Source organism: Chromobacterium violaceum ATCC 12472, from assembly GCF_000007705.1.
GTDB classification, from domain to species: domain Bacteria; phylum Pseudomonadota; class Gammaproteobacteria; order Burkholderiales; family Chromobacteriaceae; genus Chromobacterium; species Chromobacterium violaceum.
In genome coordinates, this window is the sequence record NC_005085.1 from 4,125,669 (window position 1) to 4,142,081 (window position 16,413).

Here is a 16,413-nt window from a genome sequence, read left to right on the forward strand (position 1 = left end):
TTTAGCGCCGCCCACAAAACCCCTGATCCTGCCGGCGCCGCGCTCTTGCCGCGCGGCACATGCGCGCCTTGGCCCAGGGCGGAGGCGGAGCTTTGCCGGCGGGGCCGTTCAATCGTTGGTTACCGCTTCGACCTCGGCCAGCGAAGTCACTCCGCTCATCACCTTCAACAGGCCGGCGCGGCGCAGATCGACCATGCCCTCCTCCTTGGCCAGATCGGAGATGTCGACCGAGGTGCCGTTCTTCATGATCAAGCGCATCATCGCGTCGCTGATCGGCATGGCTTCGAAAATGCCGACCCGGCCTTTGTAGCCGGTATTCCGGCACTCCTCGCAGCCAACCGGCCCGTACGGATGCCAGCCGCCCGCCAGGTCCTCTTTGGTAAAACCCGCGCGCAGCAGCGCTTCCTTCGGGATCTCCACCGGCTGCTTGCAATGGCTGCACAAGCGGCGCGCCAGGCGCTGCGCCATGATCAGCAACACCGAACTGGCGATGTTGAACGGCGCCACGCCCATATTCAGCATCCGGGTCAGCGTGGACGGGGCGTCATTGGTATGCAGCGTGGAAAACACCATGTGGCCGGTCTGAGCCGCCTTGATGGCGATGTCGGCGGTTTCGAAATCGCGGATTTCGCCGACCATGATCACGTCCGGATCCTGCCGCAAGAAGGCTTTCAGCGCCGACGCGAAGGTCAGCCCGGCCTTCTCGTTGACGTTGACTTGGTTGATGCCGGGAAGGTTGATTTCAACCGGATCCTCCGCCGTGGAGATATTGGTGTCCGGCTTGTTCAGGATGTTCAGGCAGGTGTACAGCGACACAGTCTTGCCGCTGCCCGTCGGACCGGTCACCAGCACCATGCCGTACGGCCTGGCGATCGCCTTCAGCAGATGCGCCTTCTGCTCCGGCTCGAAACCCAGCTGGTCGATATCCAGCGAGGCGCCGGACGAGTCCAGGATACGCATGACGATCTTCTCGCCGTACAGCGTGGGCAGCGTGCTGACGCGGAAATCTATCGCCCGGGTCTTGGAAATCACCAGCTTCAAGCGGCCATCCTGCGGCAAGCGCTTTTCCGAAATGTCCAGCCTGGAAATCACCTTGATGCGGGAGGCGATCTTTTCCTTCAGCAGCAAGGGCGGCTGCGCCACCTCCTTCAGCACGCCGTCCACTCGGTAGCGGATGCGGTAATATTTCTCGTAAGGTTCGAAGTGGATGTCGGACGCGCCGATGCCTATCGCGTCCAGCAGCATCTTGTGAATGAACTTGACCACCGGCGCGTCGTCGACCTCGGTCTGCGGGCCGCTGTCGAGCTGGGCGTCCGGATCGGCGAACTCCAGGTCGCCGAAGTCCTCGCTCTCCAGCTCCTTCAAAGCCGAGGTCGAATTGTCCTGGTAACGGCCGATCAGCTTGGACAGCTTGTCCTCTTCCACCACCACCACCTCGACCGTCAAGCCGGTCTTGAAGGTGATCGCATGATAGGCCGAGGTCTGGGTAGGATCGGAAGTGCCGATATACAGCTTGTTGCCGCGCTTCAGCAACGGCAAAAGGCGGCGGCTGGCGATCACCTCGTCGTCCACCAACCCTTTGGGCAATTGTTCGGTGTCCAGCGAAGCCAAATCCAGCAGCGGATAGCCGAAAACCCGCGATGAAAACATCGCGATATCGCGCGACGTCATCTTCTTGCTCTGGATCAGTTGCTCGACGAAGCTGAGATGCGACGTCGTCGCCTGTTTTGAGATGGCATCCGCATCTTGCTGCAATAGCATATTGTGCTGAACCAGGGCTCTGCCCAGGCCGGAAATTCCTGCCGTAGCTTCCATAAGCGAAATCGATCCAGTTCGGACCTTGCGGTCGTGATCAGGTACAGGCTGCCACGGTATTATATGCGAATCGGGCTGGCAAATCCCTGTCTATCAAGGCTTCCCGGCGGCTTGGACAAAAAAAGGGCTGCCGAGGCAGCCCTTTTCAGACCAAGCAGATACTGCTTATTAGAAGCGGTGGATCAGGCCCAGGCCGAAGGAGCTTTCGCTGGCAACGCCATCGGCCTTCCAGTTCACATGGCCGTAAGAAGTGTAAACATCGGTGCGCTTGGACAGCGCGTAGTCCAGACCCAGCACGAACTGGTCATAACCAGACTTGGAGACGGTATTTCCGCCGGCGCTGAGGTCATACCCCTTGGCATAGCTCAGGTAGGGAGTAAACGCACCAAAGGTATAGCCGCCAGTCAAAGCCAGCTCTTTGGTCTTAACCTGCTGATTGGAACCAAGGGACGAACCACTGGCATTCAACGCCTTTACGTTATACAGCACGCCAGTCGTATCGGAATATGCTCCAGCCACTCCGCCCACATAACCGCGAACTTGCTGATAACCAAACGCGGCATAAATATTGTTGGCGTTGTAACCCGCCTCCAAGCGATGCCAATCCTTCAGCCCCGCCCCAAGCTTGTTGGAGTCGCCCATATTGACGAAACTGTACTTGGCAAAGTAGCCCGAATTCTCGTAGCTCAAACCGATGTTGATCAGTTGATTGTTGGTGCGAGAACCAGAGCCGTCAGTCGCTACATTTCTGGCTTCATCAACACCCCACAAGGCCATATAGCTGAAGCCAGACCAATTCGGGCTGTCATAGCGTATGGAGTTGTTCACTCGAGTATCCAAGCGAGTGAACATGCCCAAGCCGCCTACGCTTTGCGAGCTGTAGTAGCCCGGATCCACCTGCTCCATATCCATGTTCGGATAGTTGGACAGGCGGCCCAAGCGAACCTGGCCCCAGCTGTCGCCGGCCAAGCCGATAAAGGTGTCGCGCGTGCCGAAACCAGTGGAGTTGGTGCCATCAACACTGATCGCGCTTTCCACCTGCCAGATCGCCTTCAGGCCATTGCCCAGACTTTCGCCGCCCTTGAAGCCCAGACGCGAAGTCCAGTCATTGATCTCGGAGCTGCCCTGGGGTTTGCCGTTAGCATCCTTGCTCAGCGTGGAGTTATAAGTCTTGTTGTACTCATAACCGCCACGAATCTGACCGTAGATGGTCACGTCTGCCATGGCGGCCGCGGGCAGGGCTGCCAGCGCCAAGGCGATGAGCTTCTTGTTCATTGCAGATCCTTTCAAGTCAGTTGATTTTGTCCTGTTGGCTTCCCGGCTGAGCCGTTTGCCCGGACATTTATGTGCCGACGGTATATTCCGTCGATCGCTGTAGCCAATATAAGACTGGCGTTGCAAAAAAACAAAGACAGCCCCGACATGACAGGCAAAAATCGGCAAAAAAACAACAAGACAGCGCTATCCATTTGTTTACAAAATACTTCCAACCCTCAACCAAGCGAGCGACAGACGCGCAAAAACAACAGAAACGTCACATTGTTGCTAGTTAACAACAAAAACCACCCGAACCAAAGCAGCCAGACTGTCAGACATTCAACAGAAGACGCTGAAAATGAAAAACCGCCATCCGTGGCGGCATGGCGGTTGCGATGTGATGCCGGCGCTTGCCGGCAGGATGTCATTTGGCTGCGGGCTTGGCGGCTGCGGGTTTCGCGGCGGCAGGCTTGGCCGCCGGAACGGCGGCGCCGCCCACGGTGACTTCCTTGCGCAGGCTTTCCAGCGTCTTGTCGCCGATGCCGGAAACCTTTTTCAGGTCATCCACGGTCTTGAACGGACCGTTCTTGGTCCGGTAATCGACGATGGCCTTGGCCTTGGCCGGACCGATGCCCTTCAGCGCTTCCAGCTGCTGCGGGGTGGCGGTATTGAGATTGACGGCGGCCCAGGCGACATTGCACAGCAGCAACAGAGCGGCGAATACGGCGAACAGCTTCTTCATGGCTAACTCCTAAGTGAAAGTGCAGTCGTGAAAGCGAATGGGTATGCGTCAGCGACAGACGAGCGGACTCATCCGCGCTGCAGGATCAATTCTAAGACCACCTTGCTGCCCACGTATGCCAGCATCAATGACAGGAAACCCGCCAGCGCCCAGCGTATCGCCACCTTGCCGCGCCAGCCCTTGAGCCGGCGGCCGAGCAGCAGGCCGGCGAAGATCAGCCACGAAATCACGCCGAACACCGTCTTGTGCGTCAGCGCGGCGGCCTGGCCGAACACTTCCTCGGAAAACAGCACGCCAGTCAGCAGCGTCAGCGTCAACAGCAGGAAGCCGACGGCGATCACCTGGAACATCATTTTTTCCAGCGTCAGCAGCGGCGGCAGCTGCCTGGCCAGCATCGACACCCGCCGGTGGTGCAACGCCCGCTCCAGGATCAGCATCAGCACCGCGATCAGCGCGCCGATCGCGAACAGGCTGTAAGCCAGCATCGACACCAGGATGTGCAGCACGAAAGCCGGGTTGGACAAGTCGCTGACCATGTGCCGGCCCGGGAAGGCGATGGCGAAGGCCAGCGCGGCCATCGCCAGCGGCATCATGAACAGCTGCAGGCCCTCCACCTTATAGAAGAAGCTGCAGGTCCAGTAGATCAGCAACATGATCCACACCATCACGCTCAGCGCGTGGCCGACTCCTAGCGACAGGCCTCCGCTGGCGCTCAGCGGCACCACCACCACGAAAGCCTGCACCAGCAGCAGCAGGCCGAGCAGGCTGTGCTCTAGCCGCGGGTTGCGCGGCCAGCGGGCCGAGCCTTTCCAGTTGGCCAGGTAATGCCAGGTGAAGGCCCCGTAGGAGAGGATGAGAAGCAGGGACAGAACGAGCAATAGGCTGGTCATATCGGGTATGTGATCAAATCCGGGCGCGGCCCGGGCGGCTCGTGGTAAAATCGACGGATTTGAGAGTCTACACCAAGCTGCCGCTCGTTGGCAGAGAGTAAGGACAGCACCCCATGCTAGACAACTTGACCAGCCGCCTGTCCGGCGTGATGAAAACCTTGCGCGGCAACGCGCGGCTGACGGAATCGAACATCCAGGACGCGATGCGCGAAGTGCGCATGGCGCTGTTGGAAGCCGACGTGGCGCTGCCCGTCGTCAAAACCTTCATCGCCCAGGTGAAGGAGCGCGCGCTGGGCCAGGACGTGATGGGCAGCCTGACCCCGGGCCAAGCGCTGGTGGGCGTGGTCAACGAAGAGCTCGTCAAGCTGATGGGCGACAAGAACGACGAGCTCAACCTGGCTGCCGTGCCGCCCGCCATCGTGCTGATGGCCGGCCTGCAGGGCGCCGGCAAGACCACCACCGTCGGCAAGCTGGCCAAAAGGCTGAAGGAAACCCAGAAGAAGAAGGTGCTGGTGGTTTCCGCCGACGTCTACCGCCCCGCCGCCATCGAGCAGCTGAAGCTGCTGGCCTCGCAGGTGGGCGTGGAATGGTTCCCGTCCGACGAGAAGCAGAAACCGGTCGACATCGCCCGCGCCGCGATCGACCACGCGCGCCGCCACTTCTTCGACGTGCTGCTGGTCGACACCGCCGGCCGCCTCGCCATCGACGAGGCGATGATGGAGGAGATCAAGGCGCTGCACGCGGCGATCAACCCGGTGGAGACGCTGTTCGTGGTGGACGCGATGCAGGGCCAGGACGCGGTCAACACCGCCAAGGCCTTCAATGAAGCGCTGCCGCTGACCGGCGTCATCCTCACCAAGATGGACGGCGATTCGCGCGGCGGCGCCGCGCTGTCGGTGCGCCACGTCACCGGCAAGCCGATCAAGTTCATCGGCGTCGGCGAAAAGGTCGCCGCCATCGAACCGTTCCACCCCGACCGCATCGCCAGCCGCATCCTGGGCATGGGCGATGTGCTGTCGCTGATCGAAGAAGTCCAGAAGGGCATCGATCAGAAGGAAGCGGAGGCGATGGCCAAGAAGCTGAAGTCCGGCAAGGGTTTCGACCTGGAGGACTTCAAGGCTCAGATGCAGCAAATGAAGAAGATGGGCGGCATGGCCAACCTGCTGGAAAAGATGCCGGGCCAGCTGGGCGAGATGGCCAAGGGCGTGCAGGGCGCGGAGGCCGAGAAGGCGATGCGCCGCGTCGAAGGCATCATCAACTCGATGACGCCGGAAGAGCGCCGCAAGCCGGAACTGCTGAAGGCCAGCCGCAAACGCCGCATCGCCGCCGGCTCCGGCGTGACGGTGCAAGAGGTGAACCGCCTGCTCAACCAGTTCGAACAGATGCAGAAGATGATGAAGCAGTTCTCGTCCAAGGGCGGGATGATGAAGATGATGCGCGGCATGAAGGGCATGATGCCCGGCATGTAAGCAAAACCAACGGGCGCTAGTCGCCCGTTTCTTTTGAGATGAAGACAAGCTGCCGGCAAGATGGCAGCCAGCCGCTACATTGATAGGAAGGCGAGCCGGCGCCCGATCGCGAATTTGAACGCCGTTTGTATTGCAACCTGCCGCTGTTTGGCAAACCACGTTTGGAAATACCCCGCATGAATCTGACTACGTTGACCGCCCTCTCTCCGCTGGATGGCCGCTACGCCGGCCAGGTGGAAGGCCTGCGCAACCTGTTCTCCGAATTCGGCCTGATGAAGTGCCGCGTCAAGGTGGAGCTGGAATGGCTGAAAATGCTGGCCGCCGAGCCGGGCATCGAAGAAGTCAAGCCGTTCTCCGACGCCACCATCCGCGAGATCGACGACGTGATCGCCAATTTCAGCGTCGAGCACGGCGAAGAGGTGAAGGCGATCGAAGTCCGCACCAACCACGACGTCAAGGCGATCGAGTACTGGCTGAAGGAGCGCCTGTCGGGCAATCCGGAAGTGATGGCCGCCAGCGAGTTCATCCACTTCGCCTGCACCTCCGAGGACATCAACAACCTCAGCCACGCGCTGATGCTGAAGACCGCGCGCAACACCGTGCTGCTGCCGGCGCTGGACGAAGTGATCCACAAGCTGCAGAAGCTGGCGCACGAGTTGGCCGACACGCCGATGATGTGCCGCACCCACGGCCAGCCGGCCACGCCGTCGACGATGGGCAAGGAGCTGGCCAACGCCGTCTACCGCCTGAAGCGCCAGCGCGAGCAGCTGGTGCACCAGGAAATCCTGGGCAAGATTAACGGCGCGGTCGGCAACTACAACGCCCACCTGTCCGCCTACCCGGACATCGACTGGGAAAGCCTGTGCGGCCGCTTCGTCACCGGTCTGGGCATCACCTTCAATCCGTACACCATCCAGATCGAGCCGCACGACTACATGGCCGAGCTGTACCAGGTGGCGATGCGCGTCAACACCATCCTGATCGACCTGAACCGCGACATCTGGGGCTACATCTCGCTGGGCTACTTCAAGCAGAAGGTGAAGAAGGACGAAGTGGGCAGCTCCACCATGCCGCACAAGGTCAACCCGATCGACTTCGAAAACTCAGAAGGCAACCTGGGCATGGCCAACGCCATCATGGGCCACCTGGCGGAAAAACTGCCGATCTCCCGCTGGCAGCGCGATCTGACCGACTCCACCGTGCTGCGCAATATGGGGGTCGGCTTCGGCTACACCATCCTGGGCCTGAAGTCCTGCCTGAAAGGCCTGAACAAGCTGGAGATCAATCCGGCCCTGATCGCGGCCGAGCTGGACGCCGCCTGGGAGCTGCTGGCCGAGCCGGTGCAGACCGTGATGCGCCGCTACGGCATCGCCAACCCGTACGAGCAGCTGAAGGAGCTGACCCGCGGCAAGGGCGGCATCACCCGCGAGACGCTGCACGCCTTCATCCGCGGCCTGGAGCTGCCGGACGCGGTCAAGGCCAGCCTGCTGGAACTGACCCCGTCCAACTACTTGGGCAAGGCCGAGGAACTGGCGCGCCGCATCTGACGCCATCCCCGCAGCCTCCCGCCGCGCCGCCCTCCCGGGCGGCGTTTTTCATGTCCCGCTCCGCCGGCCTCCCCGCCATTTGGCAAGTTAGCCGCACCTCGCCCTCGTCCCGCCATCCATTCCGCAAAATTTAGTGGTCAAAATACCAATTGGACCTGACAATGGTATGTGAATAACACCAAAACACCATAAGCATCGCTGCTGAAAGGAAAGGCCGGCCACGCCGGCCCGACCGCCCCCCAAGGGTAACCTTGAAGAGAGAATGGATGATCATGCAATCTATGTACGACCAGTCCTCGAATCCCCCGACAACCCCCGACGAACCGACCGCCGCTCCCCCGCAGGCGGTCACCACGCGCCAGTTGCTGAATCTGAACGAGCGCGGCCAGCACGGGTTGTACCAATACTTCATCGAACACGACACCAACCGCATCCTGCAGCACCTGGACACGCTGCGCGGCATGGCCTTTTCCCGCGACGCGGAAGACGGCCAAAGCGGTCCGACCGAGAAGCCTTTCCCCTCGGTCTGCCTGATCGGCCTGGGGCGCTGCGGTTCCAATATCGCGCTCGACGTGGCGACGCTGGTCTACAACGCGCGCAAGTTCTACCTGAACGAGTTCAACCAGGACGACAAGAGCGCGCCGGAGCAGGAGCAGCGCCGGCCGCGCAGATGGCTGCACCGCAACCTGCTGGCCCAGCACAAGGCGGCCAAGCCGGCCTTCCTGATCGAACCGATGGTGATGCTGGGCGACCTGGACAAGGACATCAAGGGCCGCATCCGCTTCTCCCGCCGCGGCGAGCAGGGCGACTTCATCAACAACTACAACAAGCTGAAGATCATGGACCTGGCCGAGGTCCACGCCGGCGGCGCCGGCAACGCGCCCATTCTGGGCCAGTACCTGGCCAAGATCATTCTCAACAAGGACACGCTGAGCTTCTCCGACCCGGACTGGACGCTGATCCACTCCTACCTGGTGGACTCCTGCGGCATCAAGGCCAACCAGTCGCGGCTGTATTTCTACATCTTCAGCGCCGGCGGCGGCACCGGCTCCGGCATGGCGTCCGAATTCGGCCTGGCCCAGCAGTACGCCTACATGAGCAAGACCTTCGAGACCCGCAACGAAGGCAAGGCCGACCAGGGCGACGACTACGGCTTCGTGTTCGAACCCATCTTCACCAGCGGCATCTGCATCCTGCCCAACATCTCCGGCCAGCACGCCGAAGGCTCTGAAGCGCTGCACATCAACGCCGGCCGGCTGCTGTGCAAATACCTGTCGGAAGAGTGGGACTTCTCCTACAACTTCGACAACGAGGAAGCCGGCGCCGAAAGCGTGATGCGCCGCATCCGGCCGTGGAACGCGATGATGCTGATCTCCAACGACATCATGCGCTACGCCGAGGAGAGCGAAGGCGGCAACATCGAGCACCTCGACGTCAACGCGATGGAGCGCCACGCCAACCAGTACATCTCGCAGCAGATCTTCAACATCCTGACCGCGCAGGCTGTCACCAGCGACTACGACGAGAACTACTTCCTGCGCGCCGGCATCGACATGGGCGAGACGATACGGCTGGACGCCAACGACCTGTTCATGAGCCTGGCCGGCCCGGTGGCCGTCGCCTACGCCGAATCGGTGGTGTCAGACCCGCTGGGCTCGGACGGCTTCGTCAACAAGCTGGACATCGACGATCTGTTCTACCGCTCGATCGACCTCCCGCACTTCAACCAGCAGACCCAGGCGATAGAAGGCATCAGCCTGCTGCCGATCGAATCGGCCAGCTACCGCGCGGCGCTGGCCGACTACAAGCAGTCCGGCTACGCGGCGGAAAAGCTGAACCAGCTGTTCTTCTTCCAGAATTGCTCGTCGGTGGTGGCCATCCTGTCGCTGCCCAAGGGCTACAAGCTGTCCTACCTGGACCTGAACCGGCTGAAGCGCCACCTGAACGACCTGTTCCCCAGCACCACGCTGAAGCGCTACGCGCTGGTGATCGGCGCGTCCACCAATCTGTCGCTGACCACGCTGGTGGCCAAGAGCCCCTGCCTGAGCGACGACTTCCTGACGCTGATCGTCGCCTACATCAAGCGCTGCTTCGCCCACGGCAACCACCGCTTCGACGACAGCCTGGACAACGTGATACTGGACCTGATCACCGCTGACACCTTCGACGAAACGGTGCTGGAACGCCTGCTCAACGAGTACGAAAACCCGGCCAAGATCCTGGACACCAACTGGTTCGCGATCAAGCCGATGTACGAGAAGAAATACCGCGAGCTGATCCGCGACAGCAAGCGCTTCGTGTCGATCAACGACATCCGGCTGACCCGCGAGCACGTGCAGAAAGCGGTGTGCTACCTGCGCGAGATCTACCGCCACCGCATCGGCAAGACCCGGGTGGTCTCGCTCAACAGCTACTCGCGCAAACACCACGCCTAACCCATCCGGCAGCGCCTTCCAACCCCGCCCCGCCCCCGCGCGCGGCGGGGTTTCTGCTGCCCGCGCCCCGCGGCGGATTATTTTTGTCGCCACCAGACTGAAAGTGTCAACGCCTTGGCCAATTGACCAGTTCATCCTGCTGGCAGGCCAATGAATATGCCAACGCGCTGCAAGCCGCGCCGCCGCATCACTCCTTAACAAAACCCCGCTTCCGCCCCGCGCAATCCGGCCACAGAACGCCGTGAGGCTGGCATAAGCTGCAACAAGGCGCCCCGGGAATCGCAAGAGACGCCCCTGGAGGTCCGGAAGCGGATGCCGCCGTCCGGACGCGCAATCGGAGAGAGGACAAGCCGTCCAATATGTGGATCGTCGAAACGGCCCTGAAACGGCCTTACACCTTCATCGTGATGGCCATCGTCATCCTGCTGGCCACCCCGCTGGCGATCATGCGCACGCCGGTGGACGTGCTGCCGGAAATCGACATCCCGGTGATCAGCGTGATCTGGGGCTACGGCGGCCTGGCGCCGCAGCAGATGGCCGACCGCATCACGCAGACGCATGAGCGGATACTGACCACCACCGTCAACGACATCGAGCACATCGAGTCGCAGTCGCTGGCCGGCATCGCCATCATCAAGATCTTCTTCCAGCCGGGCGTCAACATCCAGACCGCCATCGCCCAGGTGGTGTCGGTGTCGCAGGCGGTGGTCAAGCAGATGCCGCCCGGCGCGACGCCGCCGCTGGTCATCAAGTACACCGCCTCCAGCGTGCCGGTGATCCAGATCGGCATGGCCAGCAAGTCGATGTCGGAACAGGACGTGTTCGACGCCGCCATCAACACGCTCAGGCCGCAGCTGGTGACGATACCGGGCATCGCCATCCCCTATCCCTACGGCGGCAAGGTGCGGCTGCTGTCGGTGGACCTGGACACGCGCGCCATCGCCGCCAAGGGCCTGACCCCGGCCGACGTGATCAACGCGGTCAACAGCCAGAACCTGGCGCTGCCGTCCGGCACCGCCAAGATCGGCGGCAGCGAGTACAATGTCGAGCTGAACGGCTCGCCCGACACCATCGCCGGCCTGAACGACATCCCGGTGCGATCGGCCAACGGCGCCACGGTCTTTCTGCGCGAGGTGGCCCATGTTCGCGACGGCTACTCGCCGCAAACCAATATCGTCAAGCAGAACGGCCAGCGCGGCCTGATGATGTCCATCTACAAGAACGGCGGCGCGTCGACGCTGGACGTGGTGGGCCACCTGAAGGAAAAACTGCCGGGCCTGCTGCCGCTGCTGCCCAATGACCTGCGCGTCAGCCTGCTGGCCGACCAATCCATCTTCGTGAAAACGGCAGTGGCAGGCGTGATCCACGAGGCGCTGGTGGCCGCCGCGCTGACCGCGGCGATGCTGTTGCTGTTCCTCGGCAACTGGCGCACCACCTCCATCATCGCCGTCTCCATTCCGCTGTCCATCTTCTCTTCCATCGTCGCGCTGCACATGATAGGCGAAACCATCAATGTGATGACGCTGGGCGGCTTGGCGCTGGCGGTGGGCATCCTGGTGGACGACGCCACGGTGACCATCGAAAACATCGAGCGCCACCTGCACATGGGGTCGCCGCTGTACACCGCCATCCTGGACGGCGCCGGCGAGATCGCCGTGCCCGCCTTCGTCTCCACGCTGTGCATCTGCATCGTGTTCGTGCCGATGTTCTTCCTGGAGGGCGTGGCGCGCTACCTGTTCGTGCCGATGGCCGAGGCGGTGGTGTTCGCGATGCTGGCCTCCTACGTGCTGTCTCGGACGCTGGTGCCGACGCTGGCGCTGCTGCTGATGGGCCACCGCCATCGGGACGGCCGCATCGAGGCCTGGATACGCCGCGCTCACCAGGGCTTCAACGCCCGCTTCGAGCGGCTGCGCGCGCTGTACGTGCATCTGCTCAGCCACCTGCTCACCCGCCGCAAGGGCTTCATCGCCGTCTTCCTCGGTTTCTGCCTGGCGTCCTGCGGCTTGTATCTGTTGCTGGGCCGCGACCTGTTTCCCGAGGTGGACGCGGGCCAGATCAAGCTGCACCTGCGCGCGCCCACCGGCACCCGCATCGAGAACACCGCCATCCTGGCCGACCAGGTGGACGCGGAAATCCGCAAGGTGATCCCGCCGGAAGACCTGGACGCCATCATCGACAACATCGGCCTGCCCTACAGCGGCATCAACCTGTCGTACAGCAACTCCGGCACCATAGGCACGCTGGACACCGACGCGCTGATCTCGCTGAAGCCCGGCCACCAGCCCAGCGCCGGCTACATCGCCGCGCTGCCGGCCAGGCTGGAGCGCCGCTTTCCCGGCGTGGAATTCTTCTTCCAGCCGGCGGACATCATCACCCAGATTCTGAACTTCGGCTCGCCAGCCGCCATCGACGTGCAGATCTTCGGCAAGAATCTGAAGGAAAACGCGGCCTTCGCCGGCCGCCTGCAGGCGCGCCTCAAAACGATTCCGGGCGCCGCCGACATCCACATCCACCAGCGGCTGGACGCGCCGGCGATCAAGCTGGCCATGGACCGCGCCCGGCTGCAGAGCATGGGCATCGCGCCGCTCGACGTCGCGCAGAACCTGCTGCTGCCGCTGTCCGGCAGCCAGCAGACCCAGCCCGCGTTCTGGCTGAACCCGGCCAACAGCATCGTCTACAACCTGCAGGCGCAGGCGCCGCAATACTGGATCGGCACGCTGGACCAGCTGCTGCAGCTGCCGGTCAACGCGCCCGGCGGCCGCGGCGCCGGCGCGCAGACGCTGGGCAATCTGGTCAGCGCCGCGCCCGGCCGCGAAGCCGCCATCGTCACCCGCTACAACATCCTGCCGTCTATCGACATCTACGCCAGCGCGCGCGGCCGGGATCTGGGCTCGGTGGCCGCGGACATCCAGCAGGCGATCCGCGCGGAACAGGCCCATCTGCCCAAGGGCAGCCGCATCGGCCTGCGCGGCCAGGCGGAGACGATGCGCTCGTCCTACATCGGCCTTGGCGTCGGCATTCTCGGCGCCATCGTGCTGGTCTACCTGCTGATCGTGGTGAATTTCCAGTCGTGGCTGGATCCCTTCATCATCATCAGCGCGCTGCCGGCGGCGCTGGCTGGCATCGCCTGGATGCTGATCGTCACCGGCACCGGCCTGTCGGTGCCGGCGCTGACCGGCGCCATCATGACCATGGGGGTGGCCACCGCCAACAGCATCCTGGTGGTGTCGTTCGCGCGCCACCGGATGCAGGACGGCCTGCCGCCGCTGTCGGCGGCGCTGGAGGCCGGCACCACCCGGCTGCGGCCGGTGCTGATGACGGCGCTGGCGATGATCATCGGCATGATCCCGATGGCGATCGGCATCGGCGAGGGCTCGGAACAGAACGCCCCGCTCGGCCGCGCGGTGATCGGCGGCCTCCTGTTCGCCACCGTTTCCACCCTGCTGTTCGTACCGGTGGTGTTCGCCAGCTTCCACCGCTACCTGGCTCAACGCAAACAACACGCGGCGGACGCGGCAAGCTCCGCCGCGCAGGACGCATGACATGACCGACCCGCGCCACGCCCACCAGGGCCTGCCCGAACTCCATCTGCACCACACCCGCCGCGGCATGGTGGCGCGCAAGGCCCGCATCGCCGCCGTCATCGCCGTCGCGCTGCTGCTGCTGGGACTCGGCCGCACGCTGCTGGCGCGCCACGCCAACGCCGAGGCGCTGGCCCGCGAAGCGGCACGCAGCGCGGTGCTCACCGTCAGCGTGGTCACGCCGCGCCAGGGCCACGGCGAAGCTTCGCTGACGCTGCCGGCCACGCTGCAGGGCATGGCGGAGGCGCAGATCTACGCCCGCACCAACGGCTACATCAAACGCTGGCACAAGGACATCGGCCAGCCGGTGAAGAAGGGCGAACTGCTGGCAGAGCTGGACATTCCCGACATCGACAAGCAGGTGCAGGAGGCGCAGGCCAATTTCAGCCTGGCCAAAACCGCCTACCTGCGCTGGAAAGCGCTGCGCGCGCAGGACGCGGTGCCGCAGCAGGAATTCGACGAGAAGCAGGCCGCCTACCGGCAAACCGAGGCCGAGCTGAAGCGGCTGCGCGACCAGCAGGACTTCGCCCGCGTCGTCGCGCCGTTCGACGGCATCGTCACCCGCCGCAATATCGACACCGGCAGCCTGGTCAACGCCGGCAACGGCGGCAGCGCGCAAGCGCTGTTCGCCACCGCCCAGATCGACAAGCTGCACCTGTACGCTTACGTGCCGCAGTCGCGCGCCGCCGACGTCCGCGTCGGCGAAACCGTCAGCATCGCGCGCCAGGAAGCGCCTGGCCATCCGGCCTCCGGCAAGGTGGTTCGCACCGCCGGCGCCCTGGACCCGTCCACCCGCACGCTGCAAGTGGAGGTGGTGGTGGCCAATGCCGGCCACGGCCTGATGCCCGGCCAATACGTCGATGTCTCGTTCAAGCTGCCCGCCGGCGACAGCCTGACCCTGCCCACCAACACGCTGCAGTTCGGCGCCAAGGGCAGCCGCGTCGCGCTGGCCGGCGCCGACGGCAAGGTCCATCTGCGGCCGGTGGCGATAGGCGTCGATTACGGCCACGAGGTGGAAATCCGCGCCGGCCTGAAGCCGGACGACAAGGTGATCGTCAACCCGCCGGACTCGATCAACGATGGACAAGCGGTGACCGTGGTGCCCGCCGCCAAGGGGGAGTGAGGCGATGCGCGCGCTTCCCCTGCTGCTCGCCGCCGCGCTGTCCGGCTGCGCCGCCGTCGGCCCCGACTACCGCCCCCCGGCCAGCGAATTGCCGGCGCAGTGGAAGAGCGACGCCGGCTGGCTGCCGGCTGCGCCCGCCGATGCGCTGCCCAAACGCGACTGGTGGCGGATGTTCGGCGACGAGGGTCTGAACCGCCTGGAAGCCGACGCGCTGGCCCGCAGCCCGACGCTGCAGCTGGCGCTGGCCAGGCTGGACCAGGCCCAGGCGCAAAGCCGCATCCGCGGCGCCGCCGCGCTGCCCGCCGCCAGCCTGGGCGCGGCGGCCTCGCGCAGCCGCGTCTCCGCCGACCGCCCCTTGTCCAGCTATGGCGCCAGCAACGCCAGCGCGGTGCAGAGCGATCTGAAGCCCATGCTCAGCGTCAGCTACGAGATCGACTGGCTGGGCCGGGTGCGGCGCGACATCGAAAGCGCGCGCGCCGGCGCCGAACAGGCCGCCTCCGATCGCGCCAACGTCGAACTACTGCTGACCGCCCAGCTGGCCAGCGCCTATCTGCAACTGCGCCAAGAGGACGAAGAAATCCGGCTGCTGGACGGCATCCTGGACGCGCAGCAGCGGGTGCTGGAGCTGACCCGCATCCGCCACCTGGCCGGCCTCGCGTCCGCCGGCGACGAAGCGCAGCAGGCCGCCGCCTCCGCCGCCAGCCGCGCCCAGCGCGAACTGCTGCTCAACCAGCGCCGCGCCAATGAGGATCTGCTGGCCACACTCAGCGGCGCGCCGGCGCCCTCGTTCCGGCTGGCATCCGGCTCGCTGCCCGCCGCCTTGCCGGCTTTGCCGAACGGCGCGCCCAGCGATCTGCTGCAGCGCCGCCCCGACATCGCCTCGGCCGAACGGGCGATGGCCGCCGCCAACGCCCAGATCGGCGTCGCCAAGGCCGCGTATTTCCCTCAACTGACGCTGGCGCCGACCTATCTTGGCAGCGAATCGACCGGCCTCGGCAAGCTGTTCTCCACGCCGGCGCTGATCTGGGGCGTGGGCCTGCAGGCGACGCAAACGCTGTTCGACAACGGCAAGGCCCGCGCCGGCGTCGATTACGCCGCAGCCGGCTACCGCGCCGCGCTGGCCGCCTATCGCCAGACTGTGCTGCAAGCGCTGCAAGAAGCCCAGGACGCGCTGGGCTCGCTGCACGGGCTGGACCAGGCGCGCCGCCAGCAGGACGAGGCGGCGCGCAACCAGGACAAGGCCTACGCCGTCATCCAGTTGCGCTATCGCGAAGGCCTGGACAGCGCGCTGACGCTGGCTTCCGCCCGCCAAAGCCAGCTGGCGGCGCAACGGACGCTGGCGCAGCTGCGCGGCGCCCAGCTGGCCGCCAGCGTCAGCTTGCTGAAGGCGCTGGGCGGCGGCTGGCAAGCGCCATTCCCTCGCCAACCGTTTTAATGGACACATCTCCAAATCGTAATAAAACTGCTACAAATAACTGGACGGGCCGGCGGGATGCCCCGCCGCCTGCCGGTTAGCCGCAGCGGCCTGGCCCATTCCCCGCCATCGCCCCATCC

The 16,413-nt window shown here is 64.1% G+C and carries 10 protein-coding genes; 6 read left to right on the top strand and 4 right to left on the bottom strand.

From position 1 onward, the window contains the following. Positions 1-108: 108 nt before the first annotated feature. From pilB to CV_RS18970, 4 genes are all read right to left on the bottom strand, one after another. The gene (gene pilB, locus CV_RS18955) at positions 109-1,815 is read right to left on the bottom strand and encodes a type IV-A pilus assembly ATPase PilB (RefSeq protein WP_011137375.1); all 1,707 of its coding nucleotides are present in this window, start codon (positions 1,813-1,815) and stop codon (positions 109-111) included. A gap of 168 nt (positions 1,816-1,983) precedes the next feature. Beyond that, positions 1,984-3,090, bottom strand: coding sequence for a porin (locus CV_RS18960; RefSeq protein ID WP_011137376.1), 1,107 nt, complete (start codon positions 3,088-3,090; stop codon positions 1,984-1,986). A 406-nt stretch (positions 3,091-3,496) separates the two neighbouring features. Beyond that, positions 3,497-3,814, bottom strand: coding sequence for a ComEA family DNA-binding protein (locus CV_RS18965; protein WP_011137378.1), 318 nt, complete (start codon positions 3,812-3,814; stop codon positions 3,497-3,499). A 68-nt stretch (positions 3,815-3,882) separates the two neighbouring features. Further along, positions 3,883-4,704 (bottom strand): cytochrome C assembly family protein, encoded by an 822-nt coding sequence (locus CV_RS18970; RefSeq protein ID WP_011137379.1) that lies wholly within the window; start codon positions 4,702-4,704, stop codon positions 3,883-3,885. Between the two features lie 113 nt (positions 4,705-4,817). Here CV_RS18970 and ffh point away from each other — a divergent pair, with 113 nt between their 5' ends. From ffh to CV_RS19000, 6 genes are all read left to right on the top strand, one after another. After that, positions 4,818-6,173 carry a signal recognition particle protein gene (gene ffh, locus CV_RS18975; protein ID WP_011137380.1) on the top strand — a complete coding sequence of 452 codons (1,356 nt, stop codon included), beginning with the start codon at positions 4,818-4,820 and terminating at the stop codon, positions 6,171-6,173. Between the two features lie 176 nt (positions 6,174-6,349). Next, positions 6,350-7,720, top strand: a complete 1,371-nt coding sequence (purB, locus tag CV_RS18980; RefSeq protein WP_011137381.1) for an adenylosuccinate lyase — start codon at positions 6,350-6,352, stop codon at positions 7,718-7,720. Positions 7,721-7,986: 266 nt separating this feature from the next. Next, positions 7,987-10,155 (top strand): hypothetical protein, encoded by a 2,169-nt coding sequence (locus CV_RS18985; RefSeq protein WP_011137382.1) that lies wholly within the window; start codon positions 7,987-7,989, stop codon positions 10,153-10,155. A 359-nt stretch (positions 10,156-10,514) separates the two neighbouring features. Then, the gene (locus CV_RS18990; protein WP_011137383.1) at positions 10,515-13,697 is read left to right on the top strand and encodes an efflux RND transporter permease subunit; all 3,183 of its coding nucleotides are present in this window, start codon (positions 10,515-10,517) and stop codon (positions 13,695-13,697) included. A 1-nt stretch (position 13,698) separates the two neighbouring features. Further along, complete coding sequence (locus tag CV_RS18995) at positions 13,699-14,859, top strand: efflux RND transporter periplasmic adaptor subunit (protein WP_011137384.1); 1,161 nt, start codon at positions 13,699-13,701, stop codon at positions 14,857-14,859. 4 nt (positions 14,860-14,863) lie between these two features. After that, positions 14,864-16,294, top strand: coding sequence for an efflux transporter outer membrane subunit (locus CV_RS19000; RefSeq protein WP_011137385.1), 1,431 nt, complete (start codon positions 14,864-14,866; stop codon positions 16,292-16,294). Positions 16,295-16,413: the final 119 nt, after the last annotated feature.

Coding starts and splice junctions, on each gene's coding strand:
- CV_RS18960 (WP_011137376.1), bottom strand. CDS start 3,090: ATGAACAAGAAGCTCATCGCCTTGGCGCTGGCAGCCCTGCCCGCGGCC.
- CV_RS18985 (WP_011137382.1), top strand. CDS start 7,987: ATGATCATGCAATCTATGTACGACCAGTCCTCGAATCCCCCGACAACC.
- CV_RS18970 (WP_011137379.1), bottom strand. CDS start 4,704: ATGACCAGCCTATTGCTCGTTCTGTCCCTGCTTCTCATCCTCTCCTAC.
- CV_RS18965 (WP_011137378.1), bottom strand. CDS start 3,814: ATGAAGAAGCTGTTCGCCGTATTCGCCGCTCTGTTGCTGCTGTGCAAT.
- CV_RS18990 (WP_011137383.1), top strand. CDS start 10,515: ATGTGGATCGTCGAAACGGCCCTGAAACGGCCTTACACCTTCATCGTG.
- CV_RS19000 (WP_011137385.1), top strand. CDS start 14,864: ATGCGCGCGCTTCCCCTGCTGCTCGCCGCCGCGCTGTCCGGCTGCGCC.
- ffh (WP_011137380.1), top strand. CDS start 4,818: ATGCTAGACAACTTGACCAGCCGCCTGTCCGGCGTGATGAAAACCTTG.
- pilB (WP_011137375.1), bottom strand. CDS start 1,815: ATGGAAGCTACGGCAGGAATTTCCGGCCTGGGCAGAGCCCTGGTTCAG.
- CV_RS18995 (WP_011137384.1), top strand. CDS start 13,699: ATGACCGACCCGCGCCACGCCCACCAGGGCCTGCCCGAACTCCATCTG.
- purB (WP_011137381.1), top strand. CDS start 6,350: ATGAATCTGACTACGTTGACCGCCCTCTCTCCGCTGGATGGCCGCTAC.